The sequence below is a fragment of the Vibrio sp. ABG19 genome (assembly GCF_029962385.1).
GTDB classification, from domain to species: Bacteria; Pseudomonadota; Gammaproteobacteria; order Enterobacterales; family Vibrionaceae; genus Vibrio; species Vibrio ostreae.
On record NZ_CP071708.1, the window covers coordinates 1,395,552 to 1,418,739 of the forward strand.

The following is a 23,188-nucleotide window of genomic DNA, read 5'->3' on the forward strand; positions in this document are numbered from 1 at the left end:
TATTTTCCAGTGAATATGTCATGCGGTTATGGCCTATTAATTGGTATTGCGGCAGGTAAGATTTTGTCATGCGAACTTCTTGGGGTCCATGACTTACAAGAATTAGATTCGCTAAACTTGCGAATGGAGTACATTTACCCTGTGATTATGATTTTGTCAATGTTCACAAACTTAGATGGTAAATTTAGTATTTTATTGACAACGTCTGATTAAACTAGTTCAGATATATACCTTAATAAGGCTAAATTTTATCATATGAGAATGTACTAATTGCGTTCTGAATTTATTCATCAGGTAAAGCTGTTCGGTTATTGTTTAGCTTGGGGTGAATGCATCACTCACAACTTTGTTAATAGCTCCCCGGTTGCGTTCGACTACCTTACGAGCCATGCTGCCTTTCAGTTTCATGAGTTCCGGCTCTGCCCAGAGTGCGGATAAAGCTTCACTGATTGAGCTGCTATCCGTGCAAATAGTGACAGCGTTATGACCCTGCAGCATCTTCATAATTTCACTGAAATTAAAAAAGCTCGGCCCATTGAGCAGCGGTTTACCTAACGCCGCCGGCTCAAGCAGGTTATGCCCACCCACTTTATCGCCGACTAAACTGCCGGCCATAAAGCAGATATCTGCCGCGCTGATCAGAGTCAGCATTTCACCCATAGTATCGCCGAGATACACCTGACATGTTTCTGCGTCTGAGGCCTGAGCTGTGCGGCGCTGAGTCGCAAAACCTTGTTGCTGGCACAGTTCAAATACAGCGTTAAAACGTTCCGGATGGCGTGGCACCAGAATCAGCAGTGCGTTCGGGTAATGCGTCAGCAGTTGGCGGTGTGCAGCCAGCAGAATGGCATCTTCACCTTCATGGGTACTGGCGGCAATCCAGACCGGGCGCTGCGTCCCCAGTTGCTGGCGCAGCTCAGCACCGGCTTCCAGCACCTGCGGGTTGATATCGACATCAAACTTCACTGAGCCAGTGACCTCAATCTGGTCCGCGCGAAAACCGAGGCGCTGAAAGCGTTCACCATCACTGGCATACTGGCACAAGATGCGATCCACATAAGGGCGAATCAGATTGAACAGGGCAGAAAACTTCTGATAGCGCTGGCAAGAACGCTCCGATAGCCGTGCATTGATCACAGTAACCGGAATATTGCGCTGATGAACGGTTTGGAGGGTATTGGGCCATAACTCGGTTTCGACAATCAGCAATTGCGCCGGTTGTACTGCTTTGATAAAGCGTCGTACGCACCAGGCAAAGTCGAGCGGCATATAGCGGTGCTCAACCAGATCGCCCAGTTTAGCGATCTGCTCGGCTCCTGTGCTGGTAGTCGTTGTGACGACAATAGCTTGCTCGGGCCGGGCCTGTTTGAGCGCCTTAATCACAGGGACCGCGGCAATCGACTCGCCCACAGATACAGCATGAATCCAGATTGGCCGGCGGGCTTTCACCTGAGGCGTGCAGCCCCAGTGTTCTTTCCAGCGCGATCCGAAGGCCGGTTTACCCGGTTTAGTCTTGTACAGCGAGTACAAAAACAGCGGGCTGAGCAGAGCGAGTAACAGGGTATATATCAGGCGCATAGGGCTATCTTAAATCGGGTCAACGTTACTTTAACCGGTAACGATAGCGTTACCGGAGGTCACTACGCGCTGGCGTCAAACTGCGTCAGAGCATCAATTACCGGCTGCGGTGCGAGATCTTTCAGGCATTTTAGGTGGCCGAGCGGACATTCACGCTTAAAGCACGGCCGGCACTCGATATCGGTGTGCACGATGGCCTTTTTCACGGCCAGTGGGGGTGTATAGGTCGGAGAGGTTGAGCCATACACGCCCACCACCTGACAACCGACGGCAGCAGCAACATGCATCAGGCCGGAGTCGTTACTGACCACACTTTCACAGCAGGCGAGCATATCCACCGCTTCAATCAGGCTGGTTTTGCCGGCCAGGTCAGCAACATGTTCGCGCTGCGCTTCACTCAGTTGCGCGATGATAGATTGGGTAGTTTGACTGTCTTTAGCTGAACCAAATAACCATACCTGTTTACCCTGGTCTATCATGGCAGCAGCAACCGCTGCGTAGTGCTCAGTCGGCCACTGCTTGGCCGGGCCAAATTCTGCACCGGGACACAGGCCAATCACGGCGCGTGCAGAGTTCAACGCGAACTTATTCCGAGTCTGCTGCTGAACTTCAGCATCAATCGATAAGCTTGGGCGAGGTAACGTGTCCAGACCGCCCAGTGATGATGAATCGATCATCTCTGCTTTTGGACGCGACAGGGCGACATAACGCTCCGTCATGTACTGGAATGATTTTTTATTCGGACGCAGGTCGTTTAGCAGGCCATAACGCATTTCCCCTTTCCAGCCGGTGCGAACCGGAATACCGGCAAACCAGGGAATCAGGGCTGATTTGGCGGAATTCGGTAGAATGTAGGCATGGTCATACTGGCCTCGCATCGACTTACCGATTGCCCGGCGGGTGAAAAAGTTAAATTCGCCGTGGCCAATCGGCATATCAAGCGCCTGATTGACTTCCGGCATGCGCTCCAGAATCGGTTTACACCAGGCCGGCGCCATAACGTCGATGATGGCATCGGGATGCTGCTGTTTGATGCTTGTGTACAAGCACTGAGACATCACCATGTCTCCGACCCAGGAAGGGCCGATAATTAAGTATTTCATCTTCTATTATTTAAGCCGTAGTGAACGTTTCAAATCATGACTGCACGATACATTTTAGTGTTTCCTCGTATAAGGATTGAGATCAGAGTCCGGGCGGGTCTTGAGCAGACGCAAAATCCACATATATTGCTCCGGGCGTTGAGTCACGTAGTTTTCAATGCATTCATTCATCATGCGTGCATCCTGATGTTCGTCACCGGTCGGAAACGGCAGCTCAGGATAAAAGTCGAGCTCATACTCGCCGCTGGTGCTGTTGTACATAGCAAACAGCGGGACGATTTTCGCTTTGCTTAACGTAGAAAGGCGACCTAAACCGGCGATGGTTGCTTTGTGGGTAGCAAAAAAGTCGACAAACACACTGTGTTCACGGCCGAGATCTTCATCCGGCAGGTAATAGCCGAGGTAACCGTCTTTACGGACCGATTTAATAAACGGTTTAATGCCGACACTGCGATCGTATACCCGGCCACCATACTGTACGCGCTGCTTATGCATCAGCCAGTCGGAGACTTTATTCTTCTGACTTTTGGCCATGGCAGACACCGGCAGGCCACGCGAAGCGAGCAAAATGGCCGGAATATCTATCGCCCAGGTGTGTGGTACCAGTAAAATGACGTTCTCACCGCGATCCAGTACCTGCTGCACATGTTCAAAACCACGAATGGTGGTGTTATTTTCCAGCCAGCGTTTACTGCGGATTGAGGTGGATGCAAAGCCGATCAGAAACATGGTCGAGGTGATGTACATCTGCTTAAGAATGGCTTCACGCTCAGCGTCCGATTTTTGCGGAAAACACATCTGTAGATTCACCCGCGCGCGGGTATTGGCTTTGCTGTTTACTTTCAGCGCCAATTTGGCCAGAGACCCGGCAATAGCCCGTTTGGCGGCGGCCGGTAAAAAACTCAGCAGGCAAGCACAGGCAATAGCAAACCAGGTTCCCCAATATTTGGGATGCAGAAAATTCCAATGAAACTGCGGGTTGTAGGCATATTCATCAAAGTCATCGCGCGGCGATGAAGAGAGACGAGAAGTCGACATAGTTTGCTCAGATGGTTTGTTTTTTGAGTAAAATTATCGATGAGTATAACAGGAGTAAGGGATATAGGGAAAAGGTCCTAGGATCCTAGGCCCTAGAAGGTCGCGTTCAGTTTGGCTGTTACGGGTTGGATTGCTAAAGGCAAACGTGCCGCAGACCTCAAGCTTAGAAACTCCGAATAAGTTCCAGCGAACGCATCTAGGACCTAGCCCCCTAGGCCCTAGAAGGTCGCGCTCAGTTTGGCTGTTACGGGTTGGATTGCTAAAGGCAAACGTGCCGCAGCCCTAAAACTTAGAAGCTCCGAATAAGTTCCAGCGAACGCATCTAGGACCTAGTCCCTAGGATCCTAAAGCCTAGGATCCTGGAACCTTAAAACCTAATCACTCCCAAACAGATCACGGGTATAAACCTTCTCTTCCACATCTTTCAGCTCTTCAGCCAGACGGTTAGAGACAATGACATCTGCTTCCTGCTTGAACGCTGCCAGATCATTGATCACTCGGGAGTTAAAGAAGTGCTCATCTTGCAACACTGGTTCATACACGACCACTTCAATACCCTTGGCTTTGATGCGTTTCATGATGCCCTGAATAGAAGAAGCGCGGAAGTTATCTGAACCGGACTTCATGATCAGGCGATAAATACCGACCACTTTTGGCTGACGCTTGATAATAGAGTCGGCGATAAAGTCTTTACGGGTGCGGTTGGCATCGACGATGGCACCGATAATGTTATTCGGTACTTCATCATAGTTGGCCAGCAGCTGCTTGGTGTCTTTCGGCAGGCAGTAACCACCGTAACCAAACGACGGGTTGTTGTAGTGATTACCGATGCGCGGATCCAGGCCGACCCCTTGGATAATCTGGCGGCTGTCGAGGCCATGCACTTCAGCGTAGGAATCCAGCTCATTAAAGTAAGCCACGCGCATCGCCAGGTAAGTGTTTGAGAACAGCTTGACCGCTTCGGCTTCAGTGGAGTTGGTAAACAGCATTGGAATGTCTTGCTTGATGGCACCTTGTGCCAGCAGGTTGGCAAAGGTTTGTGCCCGCTCACTCTGCTCACCGACAATAATACGTGACGGGTACAGGTTGTCGTACAGCGCCTTGCCTTCACGCAGGAATTCTGGAGAGAAGATCAGGTTGTTACACTGCATCTCTTGTTTGAGCGTTTCGGTATAACCGACCGGAATGGTGGATTTGATCACCATGGTCGCATCCGGATTAATCGCCATCACATCACGAATCACTGACTCAACCGATGAGGTGTTGAAGTAGTTAGTATTCGGATCGTAATCAGTCGGAGTGGCGATAATCACGAATTGTGCACCGGTATAAGCCTGCTCTTTATCCGTAGTTGCGGTAAAGTTCAGCGATTTTTCACTCAGGAACTGCTCAATTTCGTTATCAACAATCGGCGACTGACCGCGATTGAGCATCTCGATTTTTTCCTGAACGATATCCAAAGCGACAACTTCGTTGTGCTGCGCAAGCAGCAAGGCATTGGACAGGCCGACGTAACCTGTCCCTGCTACGGCTATTTTCATTTTAGTTTTCCGGTTTTTTAGTTCCTAGATCCTAGGGCCTAGGTCCTAGGGTCAGCATTCTTTTAAAGTTTTGGTGTTAAAGGTTTTTAGGTCCTGTGTATCAGGCTTCTAGGTACTAGTTCCTAGGTCCTAGGGTCTTCGCTGGGGATTCAGATGATATACACAATTCCCAGCACGCTGCCTGAAGTGATTGTTGAGTGTTCAAATGAATACATCCAACTACCAGCGCGCATCCCATGGCCTAGAACCTAGGATCCTAGGACCTTTCTTACCTAGGATCCTAGGACCTTTCTTACCTAGGAACTTATCTCCCTAGAACCTTTTTAATTAATAATCGCTAAATACTCTGCCACACCTTGGGCGACGGTTTTGAACTCAACATCACAGCCTGCGGCGCGCAGCTTGGTCAGATCGGCTTGAGTGTATTCCTGGTAAGCACCTTTGAGGTGATCCGGGAACGGAATGGTTTCCACGTCGCCTTTGCCGTGATGCGCGATGACCGCTTTGGCCACTTCATTAAATGATTCCGCTTTACCAGTGCCGCAGTTAAAGATGCCGGACACGCCGTGCTCCATAAACCACAGGTTTACCGCCGCCACATCACCGACGTAAACGAAATCACGTTTGAAGGTTTCACTGCCGGCAAACAGTTTCGGGTTTTCACCTGAGTTCATCTGATTGTTCAGGTGGAACGCTACGGATGCCATAGAACCTTTGTGCTGCTCGCGCGGGCCATAGACGTTAAAGTAACGGAAGCCAGTCACTTGCGGCAGTTTTTCACCGTGTTCTGCGGCATCTTGCCACAGGCGGCGTACGTAGTTGTCAAACTGCTGTTTGGAGTAACCGTAGACATTGAGCGCACCTTCATATTGTGGCTCTTCAATAAAGGTATCGGTTTCACCATAAGTCGCAGCCGATGAGGCATACAAGAACGGGATTTCACGATCGAGGCAGAAGTGCAGCAGCTCTTTGGAGTACTCATAGTTGTTGAGCATCATGTACTTGCCATCCCACTCGGTGGTGGCTGAACAGGCACCTTCATGGAATACGGCTTCAATCGGGCCGAAATCATCACCGGCCATCACCTGAGTGAGAAAGTCATCACGGTCCATGTAATCGGTGATCTGCAAATCAACCAGATTCTTAAATTTACGGCCATTTTTAAGATGATCGACCACCAGAATATCCGTGATACCACGGTCATTCAGAGCTTTCACAATATTGCTGCCAATCATGCCAGCACCACCAGTTACGATGATCATAATTACTTTCCACTTAAGCTTAAATACTGTGTCGAATAGTAGCAGGGGGAAGATAAAGGTTCTAGGTGAAGTAATGTTTTCCCAGAACCTTTATGAGTTAATGGTGCACAAACCTCTTCGTTAGTTATTATCTAACCAACGCAGATAGGCGTTGCGTAAGCGCACGGTTTGAGTCTCGAAATAACCACTGCCGTAGCGGCCTCGGTTAAAGTACTCCCGCTCCATACTATGCTGGAATGGCACGGTCCCTCCAGAACCTTGGTTCAGTTGGTTATGATCTTCATCAATACGAGTCTGGATGCTAAAATTAAACTCATCGATACCGCGAAGTTGAACATAATTTGGTGACATATCACGCCATAGTGTCAGCGGGAATGCGACGCCCAGTGTCAGGAATTTTTCCTTCTCACTATCTTCGAATTTTGACTCAAGATAAGACGCGTAAACACGGACGTCGCCAAACCAATGATTAGTCGTTACCTGATAGCCCTCATCTCCGGCCCAGAATTCTCCGCCTTTTACGTCAAGTTGCCAGCCCCATGCTGGCTGAGAGTAGGTGTAACGAGCAAGGCGGATATCATGGTCTTCATAGGGTAAACCATATTGATTCTTGTCATCGACATGGGAGTAAGCCCCCAGCTCCGCTCCGAGCATATGCCGGCCGGATGGTGAATACCAAGCTGCATCGTTTTTGAACCCAAGATAATCGGTATAGACTAAACCGTAAGAGAACTGGTAGCGCAGATCGAAGGGTAGGTTGATGGCTTGATGGAACTGAGCGCGATCCAAATTACTTTCGTAAGCCGCATTACGCCAATATCCGTGATCATAATCGTCGCTGTCTGAAACCGGGGTTACATAACGCAGGTCGATGGCTGCACCTGGCCACAAAGATGTGTAGGTATTAGTTTCTAGTCCGAGTGAATAGTCAAACACACCGTATTCAGTGGCGACAGCATAACGTAGCCCTGGAGAGACAATTAATTGAGTGCGGCCGAAACCTGAGCGGGTTTTGTCACCCAGCCACTGAACATTATCGAGAACGTTAAACATGTCACTGGTGCTGAACATCAGCCCCTGAGCATTGCCACCATCACGGATAAATGTGCGATAAGTGGCAGCGGATGTAGCTACTTTTACAACAGGTATTTGGTTGTGCAGCGCTACCATGGTAAATTCGTCGCTGCTTAAACCCAGTTCACTTGCACTGGTTTCACTGTAGTGGCTGGAAATAATACCCAGTGCCACACCCAGGCCATCCACTTGGTTGTGGTTATAACGACGATCCTCCAGCATCACGAGTAATTTCTTATTCTGAGTACCGAGGCGCACATTCAGAAACCCCTCGTCTTCCAATGCATGTTTTAGTCCCGTCAAAGAGGCACTGTCTGACTTATCCAAAGCTAACTGTAATTTGTCTTGCAGACTGAGTTGATTACTGAGCTGAGTCTCACGATTCACGTAGTCGCCGGCTAGTGGCACCACAATCTGTGATTGCCATACCTGATGATCGTTTTCTGCTTCATGACCACTAGAAACCATCCAACCCAGCGAAGCTTGCATATTCCAGGGTAGCATCCCCTTTGGGGTGAATACTTTTGCCATAGTGTTGTATTCAACACCATCGTATTCACCAACCAGCTGTAGAAAGTTGGTTGGCTGAATTTCGATCCCACCAAAAGCACCGTCCATCACGCTGCCTTCAATTTTTGTTGTCCCGTACCCGGCACTGAGCCGAATAGGGAGGAAATCAAATGAGTAGTCCGCTACAGCGTAGCGTGTATCGAAGTTATTGGCAGCGCCACCCACGTCCTGCATTCCGACCGCCAGATTTAATCCATCCAGCGCTCCCCAGTCTTGCCAGAAAGCCGGGACTTGATATTTAAATGAAGCAGACAGATCTCGAATACCGCCATCTGAATCTGTGAATAGGTTATTGTCATACGTTTTGGTAACAATGCGACCACTGGCTTCCATACCCGGAAACAGGCCAAGAGAGAAATTCAGTGAATCCAGGCGAGCGATATCGGTATCCAATGGTACGCCGCGGCCAAAACTAAAAGCAAAGTCACCTGGATTGATAACTTGTGCGTTAGGGGTGAATACCAAGCCGGAAAATGATTGGTTGGAAGTTAGAACTTGCTGCTGAGCCTGAATGCAGAAAGAAAAAGGCAGACTGGCTACAGCGAAGGAAATAGGAATTATAGGTTTCATGCGATGTCCATTCACGCACAGGATTCATACGGGAGATGAATCACGAAGATCAAACAATAAAAAGGCACTCCGAGGAGTGCCTTCAATAGCGCTTAGCAGGCGGGGATTATGCGCCGCTGGTACCACCAGCACCGCCGGTGCTGCCAGTACCACCAGTACCACCAGTACCACCACCGCCAGTCGGAGTCTCATCTACAGGCTCTGCTTCCTGCTCCGGAACGTCTTCCAGGTTATCGATGGCTGTGTCATCCAGCACTTCGTCAGTCACCGAACTCATGTCGTAGTCTTTTACATCGACAACTACATCACCGCCAGATTGGCTGGTTGGGTAGTTTGGATTAGCAGCTACGGTTTTTTTCGCTAAGTTTTGAGATGCGTTGGAAATTTGGGTCGTGTCAGTTACATTGGTAGTAAGGACATCACTCAAAATATGGGTGGTCGCGACAAGTTGAGCGCCCAAAGCTGGATTGCTTTGCTTAACCTGAGTAATCACCGAGTCGAGGTCCGTCATTATTTGCGAAATCGTGACGCCTTGGTTCGTCAAGTCGCCTAGGCCCAAATCGTTAAGAACTTCGATTGCCGTTGATTCGTCGTAAGTAGTTGCGCCGGTTTCTTCCATTTTTCGTGAAACCAGAGTGGTGAACGGTGTTGCCTGAACACGAGAGCCCTCAGCCAGACCGCGGGGAATAGACAGTTCAACGGCGCTCATATCCTTACCGTTTGACATATCAACCGCGCCCGCAGTTGGGTTAAAGGTAAAGCTACAGGTATTCGGTGATTCAACCGCCGTTGCACCTGAAACATAAGCAAAACCATCAGAACCTGTTGCAGGAATTGCTCCTGAGGTACCGTCTTCACAGGTGTAGCTACCTGAAATGCCGCGGATCGCGCCATCATAAGCCTGAACGCCAGTAGTGGCATCGTTGTCATTGTCGCTGCCACAACCAGCCAGTAAAGCCACTGCTACGCAAGTTGTTAGTAATTTATATTTCACAATAATAAGCTCCGATTATAGAAATTAGGTTCCAACCACAGTAGAGAGAATAACCTCAGTTCATAGGTGTGTAAATACTCGCCACCAGCTAAAGCGTACAAAAGCTTGCGAATTATATTCGATTGTTTTGATCGTTTTTGTGACAAAATGGAAACGAATTAATAAACATCCTGTTATTGAGACAACGAGCCAACTTAGCCGTTAAGGTGGGAGGAGGCTGCATGCATCAAGATTGCAATCGGGCAGCGCTTGTGGTTAATTACGTGCTGACTTTTTCGGCGTAAGTCGGAAAAGTAACTTTTTGTTATCTTGCTCTAAAAATACAATAATAATCAAATACAGGTTGTTAGTTTAGTCCTCTGCAAGCCGTTTTAGGTTGAAGGCTGAGGTACTATCTGGCTGGATAAAGCCTGGTAACGTTGCCCTAGTAGATACTGTTGTTATATCAAGCAGTAACGGTAATAGTTTAAAATTTACAAGAAACATTAAGACAACAGCGGATTTAGTTAGGCTAGGCTTTTTACAAATTGTACACGCAGTATCTTCTGATACTGTTTTATAACTCAAGTGAGACAAGACCGTAAACTCACCATTCTGGCACCAGAGTGTGTTAGCATCTGACACGAATCAATTCTTCGGCGTCAGCAACAAGAGTTATAGCCTTGGAGTCCTAACCCGCTTGCAAAATGAAACTTCATTGTTACCAGCGAGCGGTATTAGGTTGATACGCAAGAACCGAAGGGCGGTAGCATATCTTTTCGTTGGGGTAGTGATGCTTACCGTTGGGCGCTGAGCTTGGTCTTTAAAGTGATTTTCTCCAAACAGGATTGAATAGAGTGGTATAGACTCATCTGAACAGCGTGCTGTTTGAGAGATGCAGAGGGTCTCAATGCTGTGTCTGTACAGCGTTGCGTACTGTTGTTAATTATAGGACGGTTACTCTGTTGTGTGAAGTTAGTCAGGTATGGTGCTTCTGCAATTTAGGGTACAAACAATCGAAATTGGCTTACATGGAACTAAAAAAACATTTCATGATCGCGGCTCTAGCGCCGGCGATTCTTGCCGGGTGTACAATTACGCCGGGCTCCCATCTTTCATCCAGTGGTAAACAAGTAGTTCAGACTGAATCCGAGTTAACGGATAACATCTCGGAACAAGTCAATATTTATCCGCTCGATGCTCATAGTATTGGCCAATACCATCTCTCTGATGATTTTCGCTCTCAGGCAAATTCGTCTTTAGATACCCAGCTTGCAGCCTATGAATATAAAATCGGCCCTGGTGATATTCTGAACGTAACCATCTGGGATCATCCTGAGCTGACGATTCCGGCTGGTTCTTACCGCAGTGCCTCGGAAGCGGGTAACTGGGTACACGCTGATGGCACCATTTTTTATCCTTATATTGGTACCGTAGCCGTAAGTGGAAAAACGGTGCGTGAAGTGCGTGATACATTGTCTCAGCGCTTAGCTAAATATATTGAAAGCCCGCAAGTGGATGTCAGTATTGCTGCCTTTCGATCGCAAAAAACGTATGTGACAGGTGAAGTGACCAGGCCTGGTCTACAACCGATTACTAATATTCCACTGACTTTGCTGGATGCGATTAACAATGCAGGCGGGCTGGCATCGGATGCTGACTGGCGTAATGTGACTCTGACCCGTAATGGCTCCGAGCAGGCGATTTCTCTATATGCATTAATGCAGAAAGGCGATTTAACCCAAAACCGTTTACTGCAAGCCGGCGACATTATTCATGTGCCGCGTAATGATAGCCAAAAGGTGTTTGTGATGGGGGAAGTGAACAACCCACAAATGCTAAAAATTGATCGAGCGGGGATGAGTTTAACGGAAGCGCTGAGTAGCGTGGGCGGGATCAGCCAGCTATCTGCAGATGCCACCGGTGTCTTCGTCATTCGTACTGCGAAAGATAAATCTAAGCGTTTGGCAGACATTTATCAGCTTAATATTCAGGATGCCTCTGCGTTGGTGATTGGTACCGAATTTGAGATTCAACCCTACGATGTGGTGTATGTCACTGCAGCACCGCTTACACGTTGGAACCGTGTGATTAGTCAACTGATTCCGACCATTTCCGGCTTTAATGATCTGACTGAAGGTGTACTTCGCGTACGCAACTGGCCATAGAGAGATGATTGGTGTTTGATAAAATATTAGTGGTTTGTGTGGGTAATATTTGCCGCTCCCCTTACGGGGAGCGGTTGCTTCAACAAAAGCTCCCGAATAAACAGGTGGCCTCCGCCGGGATTGGCACCGAGAAAAGCCATTTAAGTGGTAAACCTGCCGATAACACAGCGATGGAAATGTCTGCAGAACGCGGGGTGAGTTTAGCAGGGCACAGTGCCCAACAACTGACCCCGGCCCTGTGCGCACAATACGATTTAATACTGGTGATGGAAAAAGGCCACCTTTCAGCTTTAACGGAGATTGCTCCGCAAGCCAGGGGCAAAACCATGCTGTTTGGCCAGTGGATTGGGAAAAAAGAGATTCCCGACCCCTACCGGCAAAGTCGCGAAGCGTTTGAGCATGCCTATTCGCTGATCGATCAGGCGGCCGAAGCTTGGGTAAGCAAGCTATAACGCTGATAATTTCGCCAAAGATTTCTTCCAGATTTTCCCCAGGACATTTATAACAATGACAACACAACCATCCCGACCTTCAGTTGACAACACTTCTGACGAGATTGATTTAGGTAAGCTTTTGGGCATTCTTCTCGATTCTAAATGGATTATAGTGATTACGACTTTTGTTTTTGCCGTGTTTGGTGTGGTATTTACCCTGCTCTCCACTCCGGTTTATAAAGCGAACGCATTGATTCAGATAGAACAGAAAAGCTCCGGTGGCATTAGTGCCTTGGTTGGTGGTGATATGGGAGAACTATTTTCTTCTGAATCAACCGCCACCACTGAAATTGAAATTATTAACTCACGGATGATTCTGGGTGATACGGTTGATAAGTTTAATCTCACTACGGTAGTGACTCCTGAATATTTCCCCGTAATAGGTAAAGGCTTAGCACGTATAGGTGGTGAGAGCAATATCATAGATGTGAGTCGTTTCGCTATCCCCGATTTTTCGCGCCAAAGTGAGCATGCTATTGAAATCGTGGATGCAGAACAAAAAACTTACCAGTTACTACGTGACGGCCAAATAGTGCTGGAAGGAAAGGCTGGTGAATTAGCTCAGAAAGACGGCTATGAGCTCTTTGTTACTGATTTACAAGCTGAAAGCGGTTTCGAGTTTTCTATAGCGAAGCGTAGTAAGTTGGATGCGATTGAATGGTTGAAAAGAAACCTTACTGTAAGTGAGCGGGGTAAGCAAAGCGGTATACTAGATTTAAGTTATATAGGTGAAGATCGTACGCAAATCGCTGAAATTTTAAATGATATTGCGAAAAATTATTTTTTACAGAATGTAGAGCGTAATGCTGCCGAAGCAGAAAAAAGTCTGGAATTTTTAAAGAGCCATCTCCCGAATGTAAAAAATAAGCTGACTGATGCCGAAGATACACTTAATCGTTTCCGTCAGGCCAATGATTCGATCGATTTAGGCTTAGAAGCGCAATCAACTTTAAAAGTGATGGTAGAACTGGAAGCACAATTGAATGAGCTGACCTTTAAAGAGAGTGAAATTAGCCAACGTTTTACTAAAGACCATCCTTCTTATATTGCGCTGTTGGATAAACGAGAGACTTTGCTAAAAGAGAAAGAGCGTTTAAATAAGCAGATTCAGAAAATGCCAAAAACACAGCGCGAAGTACTACGTATGACGCGTGATGTGGAAGTAAACCAGCAAATTTACGTGCAATTGCTGAATAAAGTACAGGAACTAAGCATTGTAAAAGCGGGTACGGTCGGTAATGTACGTATTCTTGATCAAGCTTTAGCATATGCGTTACCAGTGAAACCACAAAAAACTTTGATTGTTATATTGGCGACTCTGTTTGGTGGTATCTTAAGTGTTGCTTATGTGTTGGTTAAAGCCGCATTACATCGTGGGGTAGAAAACCCAGATGATATTGAGCAGATTGGCCTTTCTGTTTATGCCAGTGTGCCGAAATCCAGCTTGCAATTAGAGCTGTTTAACCAGTTAAAACGTCGGCATAGACAGAACCAAGAGCTGACATTACTGGCTGAATCCAACCCGGCGGACCTTTCTATTGAAGCACTGCGTGGCCTGCGCACCAGTTTGCATTTTGCGATGATGGAAGCCAAAAACAATGTACTGATGATCTCAGGTCCGGCACCGAGCGTGGGTAAATCGTTTGTATCCACCAACTTTGCGGCGGTGGCGGCAAAAACGGGGCAGAAGGTACTGATTATTGATGCCGATATGCGCAAAGGCTATTTACAGCAACCATTTGGTATAGGTTGGGAAAATGGCCTCTCTGACTTTTTAAGCGGCAAGGTGCCCAGAGAGCAAGCGGTGAAAGCCACTCAGGTGGAGAACCTGGATATTATTACCCGTGGCCAGATCCCGCCCAACCCATCAGAGCTATTAATGCACCCGCGCTTTAAACAGTTAGTCGATTGGGCCAGCGAAAAATATGACTTGGTGATTATTGATACCCCGCCAGTATTGGCGGTGACGGACCCAAGTATTGTCGGTGCCTTGGCTGGCACGACATTGATGGTGGCACGTTTTGGTATGAATACCATTAAAGAGATTGATGTAGCACGTAACCGTTTTGAACAATCAGGTATTGAAGTGAAAGGCGTGATTCTAAACGCTACGGAAAAAACCGCATCCAGCTATTATGGTTATGGTTATTATAACTATTCATATAAGAGTGATGGTAAGTAACTCCGGTTGCAAACAATAAGATAAAAAAGGGCCTGTATAGGCCCTTTTGCTGACGCTAAATCTCTCCTGCATTAAGCACGCACCAAACAAAACTGTGTGCAAATCATCTTGTCTCAATATTGAGATGATGAATAGGGTAGAATGATTTTCATTCAAGAGGTATTAGCAGGAACAGTTTGTTCACATCGACGGCTTGTATCATATTGATGGATTTTATACTTATTTTTGGCTCAAGATCTCTTTTTTAAATTAAGGCCAAAAATATGCAACCAATCCCCTTTATATTGCAAAGTAAATACACGTTAATCGTCTCTCACTGAGAGATGTTGTTTATTGGCTAGGAAATATCATGAAATATTTAGTAACGGGTGCGGCCGGGTTTATCGGCAGTGCAGTGGTCGAGCGGCTAACAGTATTGGGCCACAAAGTTGTAGGCATTGATAATATCAACGATTATTACGATGTAAACCTGAAATACGCCCGCTTAGAGCGTATTACCCACCCTTTATTTAAATTTATTCAGTTGGATATCGCTGATCGCACAGCGATTCCAGAGCTGTTTGCAGCAGAGAGGTTTGATCGTGTAATCCATTTAGCAGCACAGGCTGGTGTGCGTTATTCGCTGGATAATCCTTTAGCTTATGCTGATAGCAACTTAGTTGGGCATCTGAATATTTTAGAAGGTTGTCGTCATCATCAGGTTCAGCACTTAGTCTACGCTTCTTCCAGCTCGGTTTATGGATTAAACAGCAAAGTGCCGTTTAGCACAGACGATTCAGTTGATCACCCGGTTTCTCTTTATGCGGCAACCAAGAAATCTAATGAGTTGATGGCGCATACGTATTCTCACTTGTACGACATTCCAACGACGGGTCTGCGCTTCTTTACGGTTTATGGGCCTTGGGGCCGTCCGGATATGGCGCTGCTGAAATTTACCCATAAGATCGTAAAAGGCGAAGTCATCGATATATACAATAACGGCGATATGAGCAGAGACTTTACCTATATCGATGATATTGTTGAAGGCATTATTCGTATTCAGGATGTAGTTCCAGAAAAGAACAGTAACTGGATAGTAGAAACGGGTTCACCAGCAACCAGCTCTGCACCTTACCGTGTGTATAATATTGGTAACGGTCAACCAGTAAAACTAATGGATTATATTCAAGCTCTGGAAGAGTCACTAGGCATTGAAGCGAAAAAGAACTTTATGTCGATGCAACCTGGAGATGTTTATCAAACATATGCAGATACAACTGCTTTGTTTGATGCAATAGGATACAAGCCTATTGTCGATGTGAATACTGGTGTAGCTAAGTTTGTTGAATGGTATAAAGAGCACTATGTATTTGACTAAGTACATTTCATATGAAAGTAAAAGAATATTTTATTATTGGTTGATATTAGGTATGCTTAGATTCCTATTTAGTCAAATTTTATAAAGTATCAAGTTTGCATTTTTTGGTTGCGTGATAGAATTAAAAATCCATATTTAATTCATGAATTGTAACCATATATGAGTTGATAATGTTGCTAAAATCATCACTTGTAAAGAAAATATCGATAGTTCTGTCAAGTACAGCCGGTGCACAAGTAATTTCATTTTTATTTGTGCCTCTGATTACAAGGCTTTATGGTCCAGAAGTTTATGGTGTACAAAGTGTTTTTCTGTCAATAGTGGCTATATTGACACCATTAGGTGCCCTTACTCTTCCTTTAGCTATTGTTTTAACTAGTGAAAGAAAAGAAACAAACAAAGTAATAGAAGCTAATATGGCCATATCTATTATTATGTTTTTTGTCATATTGTCATGTATTTTAATAGTTAAATATAGTGGTTTTAATTTTTTCTCTATTAATGATTTAGGAGGGTGGGCGTATTGTATTCCCTTCTATTTGATGGTTGTAACATGGGCTGATATAATTAAAAAGGACATGATAAAAAGTGATAAATACACTATTTTAGCTAGATCAAATATTATGTCCTCAATTATCACTAATGTAAGTAAATATGTAGGTGGGTTGTTTTCTTCGACATCAATAATGTTAGTTGGAGTTATTAATGTATCGAACTTAATCAATTCAATAATTTGCTATAAATTAAATGGTTTAAAATTTACATGTAACATTAGATTTGGGGAAATTAAACGAATATTACGACAGTATGCAGATTTTCCTAAATATAGATGTCCTCAGATGCTTCTAAACGCAATTTCTCAAGATTTACCAGTTGTTCTGTTGTCTATGAGCTTTGGGTTAAAGTCAGCTGCCTATTATGGACTTTGTAGAACGTTGTTTACTGCTCCTGTAAATTTGTTAGGAAATTCATTGAATAGTGTGTTGTATCCCAAATATGTAAATATGAGAAACGAAGGTCAGAATGTAAATAGATTGCTGATAAAGTCAACTCTATCATTGATGGTTATCAGTGTTATACCGTTTGGAGCCTTTATTTTTTTCGGTAGTCAAATATTTACGTTGGTTTTCGGTGAAGAATGGGTTATGGCAGGCCACTATGCTAAGTGGCTGGCCATTTTATGTTTTTTCATCCTAATATCAAGACCTTCAATTAGTTTAATTCCTGTTATAAAGGTCCAAAAACATTTTTTAATTATAGAAGTATTTAGTTTTATATTAAGAGTAGTATCCCTATTAGTTGGGATATATTACTACAAAGATGAGTTAATCTCTGTTGAACTTTTCTGTTTGGCATCATCATTAATATACGTAGCAATAATACTTTTTGTATTCATTGAGTCAAAAAAAGACACATATTATGATTGATAATTTATTGGTTTCGGTCGTTATTCCTCATTTTAACTCATATAAATCGTTAAGAAATTTGGTTGAATCAATACCAGATGATAAGAGAATCGAAATTATCGTTGTTGATGATAATAGTGATTTCGAGTTGAATGCATGCTTTTTTAGTGAAAGAACAAATGTTAGAACCTATTTAAATCCAGGAAAGAAGGGCGCAGGTTCCGCTAGAAACTATGGAATGACCAAATGTAGTGGTGAATGGTTACTATTTGCAGATGCTGATGATTATTTTACAGCAAAAGCATTTGATGTTGTTTTTAGAGACATAAATACTACTACTTCTGATATTGTTTTCTATAAACCGATTAGTTGGAATATTGATTCTGAGATCAGTGGTTCTCGACATCAAAGATATGAGAAATTGGTGCTGGATTTTATCAAATACAAAAGTTTTGATGCCAGCATGAATCTTAAAATAAAATATCTAGTTCCTTGGAGTAAGCTAATTAAGAAGGATCTAGTTTATAAAAATAATATAAATTTTGATGAGGTTATGTTCTCTAATGATGTTATGTTTTCTGTAAAAATAGGATTGAATGCTAATGAAATTGATGTCAAAGAAGATGTTATATACTGTGTTACAGAGAATAATACATCATTAACAAAGACAAAGAATTTCAACTCCTTCAAAACGCGCTTAGATGTTATGTTTAGATTTAATGACTACTTAAAGAAACATAGTATGAATAAATATTGTAGTCCATTATTGAGTTATTTGATTTGGTCTAAAAACTTTGGTTTTAAAGTGTTTGCTAGTACATTTTTTTCAATGGTTTACAATAAGCAAAAAATTATTCCAAACCTAAAGATTGATTACTTAAAGTCACCTCAGTTAATTTTACAAAAATTCAGAGGCTATAAGTAATGTTAGAAAGGAAGGTATTTTTTAGAATATATTTAGTATCAAATATTATTGCTGCTATTATTTATTTTTTTAGTGGTGTAGTTGGTGGTGATTTACGTGGGTATGAACTACGTTATCCAGCAATGATGCTAGTGGCTCTTTTCATCTTGATGATATCTATGTATTTTCTTTTATACTTGCTATATCCTATATTAGAAAATTTTATTAAAGTAAAAAGAATATCTACTAGCGAAAACTATTTCACATTAGATGTTTTTTTTATATTTTTGAATTTGTCGTTTGGATTGTTTTCATTAAAGTATGATGTAGGTATTGCAGGCGTTGAGATTGATAAAGGTGTTCCTAAAATACCTTTATATTTCTTTATTTTTATGCAGCCTATATTTTTGACCTATATATATTTAGCTTATACAAGTGACCAAAAGCGAAAGCTGTTTTATGTTAATGCCATAATACTTATGTTGTTCTCTGTCCTTAAGGGATGGTTGTCATCATTTATTTATTTGGCATATATTTTTATTATGCTAAATAATGATTTTATATTGAAATATAAAATTAAATTTCTATATATTTTTATTTTGGGTGTAATGTTATCACCATTTTTAAAATTCTTCAAAAGTGTAGTTTCAACAGTAAATACTAGTCAAAATGGTGCGTCATATACTGATGCTATTAACGCAGTAATGTACTATAGAGATATTAATTCAATATCAGATTTATTTAAGATTTACTTGTTCTCTACAATAGAACGATTTGAACATGTTGGTATTATATATTTCGGCTTAGTAGAAAATAAGATTGATGATATAGTCAACAGTGTTAGAGTAACTCCTTTTTTTGCGGAGGGTTGGATTCAAAATAGAGTTTATGACATCTTTTCATTGTCAAAAACAATAGACTTACAATTAGTTTTAGCTCAAGCAGTACATGGCGCATATAGCTGGAGAATCAATACTCCTATTTCATTGTGGATGATAGTAGAGAGTAATCAGTTGTTACTAATTTTATTTTATATAATATTTTTGGTCGCATTAACCATATTATTGAGTAAACTTTTATCTAGGCAAGTTGTTTCATTTTCATGGATCACAGTGTTGATAATGCTTCTTCATGGATGGTTTTATAGTTTTAGTCTTTATATACAAGCATTGGTGGTATTTATTTTTGTTATTCTCTGCATACGTATAATGAAAGGTTTAAAAAATGGATTATAAAGTTGAACGAAATTTTAAGATAGACTTTCTTCGTGGTATTGGAATTTTACTTATTATTTTTGCACATATAGATCCGCCTGATTTTTTATTTCAACTAAGGAATTTTGATGTTCCAATGATGATATTCCTATCAGGTGTTTCTTTTTCTTTGTCATACAAAAGCATACCTTATGTTGGATATGTAGTTAAAAGAATATTTAGATTGGTATTTCCTACATGGTTGTTTTTGACGTTACTTTTCTTATTTTCTTTTGATAAGTCGTATGTGAATATTGAAAATGTTTTGAAATCCTATTCACTGATTTCTGGTATTGGTTACGTTTGGTTTATAAGAATAATATTTATCTTCTCAATTTTGTCGCCAATTATATATTGCTCAATTAAAAAAATTAACAGCAACAAGATTATAGTATTTATTATCTTTATTTTTTTTATCCTGAATGAATCTTTAATGTATGTTTTTATTGATTCTATTGGTGCCGTGTCAAGAATATTTTTATTTGATTGGTTAGGATATTTACCTTTATTTGTTCTTGGTATGGTTATTTTTAGACTAAGAAAACTGGAAATGAACTTAGTCTTTTTGTTTTTCGGACTGGTAACATTTTATTATATAATAAGCGGTGTTTATGATATACAAAGTTATAAATATCCTCCTAGGGGGATTTTTATTTCTTATGGTATGTTTGTCTCTTTAATTCTTTGGAATTATGTTTCTATTGGGAATGAATTCATAAAAAGTGCGATTGGATATATTTCCAGAAACAGTATATGGATATACTTGTTTCATATAGTGTTTATTATTAATCTTTCAAGCTTAACTAGTAGTTGGATCGCAAATTATTTCATTGTTGTTTCAGGTTCCCTTATGCTAGTAGCATTAAAAAACATTGCTTTGAGCATGTTTGAGAGAAGGAAAGAAGTTAACAAGAATCTAAAATCAATACTAATGGGATAAAGTGTAGAGGTCTGTATGGGCGTTTCAGTAATTATTACAACTAAAGATCGACCTGATTTTTTGTTTAGAGCAATAGACTCTGTAGCTAAACAAAGTGTTAAACCATTAGAAATAATAGTCATAGACGACTGCTCATCCGTTAAAATTGATGAGGCTGTTGTCTCAGAATGTATAGCTAAACTTAAGTCATTAGATATTTACTTTCATTATCATTATAACAATGTGGGTATGGGCGGGAATTACTCTCGGAACTTAGGTGCCGAAAAATCAAAAAATAACATTCTGATGTTTCTTGATGATGATGACTATTGGTTAGAAGATAAAATAAAAACTCAAGTTGCATGTATTGATGATCAGCACGAATTAGTTTACACGGGAAAACAATTTGTCTATTCAAATGACTTAGATCATGTTTATAGAAAAAGTAAAGAAAACACTAGATGTAATTCATTATGGAAAGGCAACTATATAGGTACTACTTCGGGTGTTGCTATAACAAAAGCCGTTTTTGTTAAAGCCGGAGGTTTTGATGAAAACCTTAAATCTTTACAGGATTATGATTTGTGGGTTCGTATTCTTCAGTTGACCAAGGCAAAGTGGGATTTAAGTTATAATATTCTCTATACCGTACATAAAAGCACTGGGAAACAAATATCATCAGATCCTGCAAAGCATATTGACTCTGTGTCTAGAATTAGGGAAAAATATAGTAATATTATTCATAATCTCGATGGCGATGAAAAAATGATATTTGAATCGAGAATGTATCATTTAATCGCAAGGGCATATAGAAAGAACAATGACTTAAGATTTGTTAAGTTTTTGTTTAAGTCGATGATTTTTAAACCGAGCTTAAGAACATTAAGTTTGGTTTTTAAATATTAACGTTGGTATGGTTGAATAAACTAATATGAAAAGAATTTTTTTTGTTACTAATTATAAGAATATAATACCTCAGAAGTTGCATGAAACTATTGGCTTAGATTTAGACAAGCTAAAAGATTTCTTAAAAGAAGGATTTATTTGTTATACTATTAGTCTTGATGATTTAGCTTCTAAGCTATTGAATGATGATGAAGATATTAATGGGAATTATTTTTTCTTTACATCATCTCAGATCCAAAATTATAAAAATACAATATTGGATGTCGCTTATGACGTACAATGCAGGGGAGGAATTCTTTTACCAAAGTATGATTTATATAAATCACATGATAATAAGTACTATCAAGAATTATATAAAAGTAGAACTAATGTCAAGACACCACATGCACAGTTATTATCAACTTCAAATTCTCCCATTAAACCAGTCGTACCAGTTGTTGTAAAGGCATCTCAAGGGTTTGGTAGTAAAGGTGTACAATTAGTAAAGGAAAGCGGTGAACTTTCAAAATCTGTATCTTCTCTAATGTCTACTTATTATTTGCCATTAAATAGCGTAGATGAAACACTAAGACGAACCGTTAAGTATTTTTATAAATACAAAGGTCTGTACCCCAAAAAAATAGGACAAGTTGTTCTTCAGGAATTTATTCCTAACTTAGAGTTTGATTGGAAAGTGTTGGTTTTCGGTAAGTCTGTCTTTGTTTTAAAGAGGTACGTACGTGATAATGATTTTAGGGCTTCGGGAAGTGGCAAGTTTGATTATGAAATTAGCCCTTCGGACGAATTAATAAAATTCGCTGAAAAAACTAGAAATCAGCTTGATACACCGTTTGTTTCTCTTGATATAGCAGAATCAAGCAACAGTGAGTTTTCTGTGATCGAGTTTCAATCAGTACACTTTGGTTTGGCAACAATGATGAATGCTAAAAGAGTATTTACAGTCGAAAGTGGTGGTCAAGTTAACTGCAGCCCTGTAGATAATGTATGCGTAGAAGAATATTTCTCAAAATCTTTGGCGAGTTATATTTATGAGAAATAATAAGCCTAATTATAAAATTGCCGTTGCTATGTCAGTTTATCGTGGTGATAGCTTAGAATCTTTGGAACTTGCCGTTAATAGCATTTTGGAGCAGACATATTCCCATTTCGATTTCTTTATTGCGTTAGATGGGAAGGTGGATGACCAAGTTTTTAGTTATCTCAAAAGCTTAGATAATCATAACGTGACGGTTATTTATGATGAATTTAATAAAGGTTTGGCTTTTAGATTGAATCAAATAATCGATTTGGCCGTGAAACACGGAGACTATGATTTTCTAGCTCGCATGGATGCAGATGATATAAGTAATAACTTAAGGTTTGAAAAGCAAGTCGATTTTTTCTTGTTAAATAACGATATTGATGTCGTTGGATCAGACGTTTTGGAATTCGATGATTTGAATATAGATGGGTTCTATAAAAAGATGGCTTCTACACATGAGGATATCTCGAAAAAAATAATTAAGAGATGTCCATTTAATCATCCATCGGTAATGTTTAGAATGGCTGTATTTAATGAAGGGTATCGTTATAAATCTGAGCTGATGAATACTCAAGATTACTATTTATGGGTAGATCTTCTCGCAGCTGGGAAAAAGTTTGCAAATATTAATGAAGCACTCTTGAAGTTTAGAGTCAATGAATCTTTTCACTCAAGGCGTGGATTGAAAAAAGCAATGAATGACTTTAAATCAAGAGTTTATGCATTTCGTAAACTAGATGTAATGACAGTAAGTAATGTTGTGCATACTATAAATCTTTTTTTACTTCGAATTGCTCCTACATCAATTAAAAAGTGGGCATATAAAACATTGAGATAGTATTTTATCCTATAATTTTTAGTTAGGATTA

18 protein-coding genes are annotated in these 23,188 nt (G+C 41.7%); 11 read left to right on the top strand and 7 right to left on the bottom strand.

What is annotated here, in order from left to right:
* Window positions 1-315 precede the first annotated feature (315 nt).
* The 7 genes from waaA to J0X00_RS12695 form a co-directional block, all read right to left on the bottom strand.
* Window positions 316-1,578 carry a lipid IV(A) 3-deoxy-D-manno-octulosonic acid transferase gene (gene waaA, locus J0X00_RS12665; RefSeq protein WP_282478181.1) on the bottom strand — a complete coding sequence of 421 codons (1,263 nt, stop codon included), beginning with the start codon at window positions 1,576-1,578 and terminating at the stop codon, window positions 316-318.
* Window positions 1,579-1,640: 62 nt separating this feature from the next.
* Window positions 1,641-2,681: a lipopolysaccharide heptosyltransferase II gene (gene waaF / locus J0X00_RS12670; protein ID WP_282478182.1), complete on the bottom strand. Its 1,041-nt coding sequence runs from the start codon at window positions 2,679-2,681 to the stop codon at window positions 1,641-1,643.
* 54 nt (window positions 2,682-2,735) lie between these two features.
* A complete protein-coding gene (gene lpxM, locus J0X00_RS12675; protein ID WP_282478183.1) occupies window positions 2,736-3,719 on the bottom strand; it encodes a lauroyl-Kdo(2)-lipid IV(A) myristoyltransferase in 984 nt (327 codons plus the stop codon).
* Between the two features lie 374 nt (window positions 3,720-4,093).
* Window positions 4,094-5,260: a nucleotide sugar dehydrogenase gene (locus J0X00_RS12680; protein WP_282478184.1), complete on the bottom strand. Its 1,167-nt coding sequence runs from the start codon at window positions 5,258-5,260 to the stop codon at window positions 4,094-4,096.
* A gap of 323 nt (window positions 5,261-5,583) precedes the next feature.
* Window positions 5,584-6,522 (bottom strand): ADP-glyceromanno-heptose 6-epimerase, encoded by a 939-nt coding sequence (rfaD, locus tag J0X00_RS12685; RefSeq protein WP_282478185.1) that lies wholly within the window; start codon window positions 6,520-6,522, stop codon window positions 5,584-5,586.
* Between the two features lie 120 nt (window positions 6,523-6,642).
* On the bottom strand, window positions 6,643-8,736 hold the full coding sequence (locus J0X00_RS12690) for a YjbH domain-containing protein (RefSeq protein WP_282478186.1): 2,094 nt from the start codon (window positions 8,734-8,736) through the stop codon (window positions 6,643-6,645).
* A 106-nt stretch (window positions 8,737-8,842) separates the two neighbouring features.
* Window positions 8,843-9,730, bottom strand: a complete 888-nt coding sequence (locus J0X00_RS12695; protein WP_282478187.1) for a hypothetical protein — start codon at window positions 9,728-9,730, stop codon at window positions 8,843-8,845.
* 1,010 nt (window positions 9,731-10,740) lie between these two features.
* On the opposite strand from J0X00_RS12695, the gene J0X00_RS12700 reads away from it, so the two are divergent.
* The 11 genes from J0X00_RS12700 (at window position 10,741) to J0X00_RS12750 (ending at window position 23,157) form a co-directional block, all read left to right on the top strand.
* Window positions 10,741-11,877: a polysaccharide export protein gene (locus J0X00_RS12700; RefSeq protein ID WP_282478188.1), complete on the top strand. Its 1,137-nt coding sequence runs from the start codon at window positions 10,741-10,743 to the stop codon at window positions 11,875-11,877.
* An 11-nt stretch (window positions 11,878-11,888) separates the two neighbouring features.
* Window positions 11,889-12,329 carry a low molecular weight phosphotyrosine protein phosphatase gene (locus tag J0X00_RS12705; RefSeq protein ID WP_282478189.1) on the top strand — a complete coding sequence of 147 codons (441 nt, stop codon included), beginning with the start codon at window positions 11,889-11,891 and terminating at the stop codon, window positions 12,327-12,329.
* A gap of 55 nt (window positions 12,330-12,384) precedes the next feature.
* Window positions 12,385-14,553 carry a polysaccharide biosynthesis tyrosine autokinase gene (locus J0X00_RS12710; protein WP_282478190.1) on the top strand — a complete coding sequence of 723 codons (2,169 nt, stop codon included), beginning with the start codon at window positions 12,385-12,387 and terminating at the stop codon, window positions 14,551-14,553.
* Between the two features lie 349 nt (window positions 14,554-14,902).
* Window positions 14,903-15,910, top strand: coding sequence for an NAD-dependent epimerase (locus J0X00_RS12715; RefSeq protein WP_282478191.1), 1,008 nt, complete (start codon window positions 14,903-14,905; stop codon window positions 15,908-15,910).
* A 170-nt stretch (window positions 15,911-16,080) separates the two neighbouring features.
* Window positions 16,081-17,337, top strand: a complete 1,257-nt coding sequence (locus J0X00_RS12720; protein WP_282478192.1) for an oligosaccharide flippase family protein — start codon at window positions 16,081-16,083, stop codon at window positions 17,335-17,337.
* Window positions 17,330-18,241, top strand: a complete 912-nt coding sequence (locus J0X00_RS12725) for a glycosyltransferase family 2 protein (RefSeq protein WP_282478193.1) — start codon at window positions 17,330-17,332, stop codon at window positions 18,239-18,241. The genes J0X00_RS12720 and J0X00_RS12725 overlap by 8 nt, the downstream gene beginning before the upstream one ends.
* Entirely contained in the window at window positions 18,241-19,455 is a 1,215-nt protein-coding gene (wzy, locus tag J0X00_RS12730) for an oligosaccharide repeat unit polymerase (protein ID WP_282478194.1), read from the top strand. The genes J0X00_RS12725 and wzy overlap by 1 nt, the downstream gene beginning before the upstream one ends.
* On the top strand, window positions 19,445-20,413 hold the full coding sequence (locus tag J0X00_RS12735) for an acyltransferase family protein (RefSeq protein ID WP_282478195.1): 969 nt from the start codon (window positions 19,445-19,447) through the stop codon (window positions 20,411-20,413). The genes wzy and J0X00_RS12735 overlap by 11 nt, the downstream gene beginning before the upstream one ends.
* Window positions 20,414-20,428: 15 nt before the next feature.
* The gene (locus J0X00_RS12740; protein ID WP_282478196.1) at window positions 20,429-21,298 is read left to right on the top strand and encodes a glycosyltransferase family A protein; all 870 of its coding nucleotides are present in this window, start codon (window positions 20,429-20,431) and stop codon (window positions 21,296-21,298) included.
* 25 nt (window positions 21,299-21,323) lie between these two features.
* Complete coding sequence (locus J0X00_RS12745) at window positions 21,324-22,337, top strand: hypothetical protein (RefSeq protein WP_282478197.1); 1,014 nt, start codon at window positions 21,324-21,326, stop codon at window positions 22,335-22,337.
* Window positions 22,327-23,157 carry a glycosyltransferase gene (locus tag J0X00_RS12750; protein ID WP_282478198.1) on the top strand — a complete coding sequence of 277 codons (831 nt, stop codon included), beginning with the start codon at window positions 22,327-22,329 and terminating at the stop codon, window positions 23,155-23,157. Before J0X00_RS12745 ends, J0X00_RS12750 begins: the two co-directional genes overlap by 11 nt.
* Window positions 23,158-23,188: the final 31 nt, after the last annotated feature.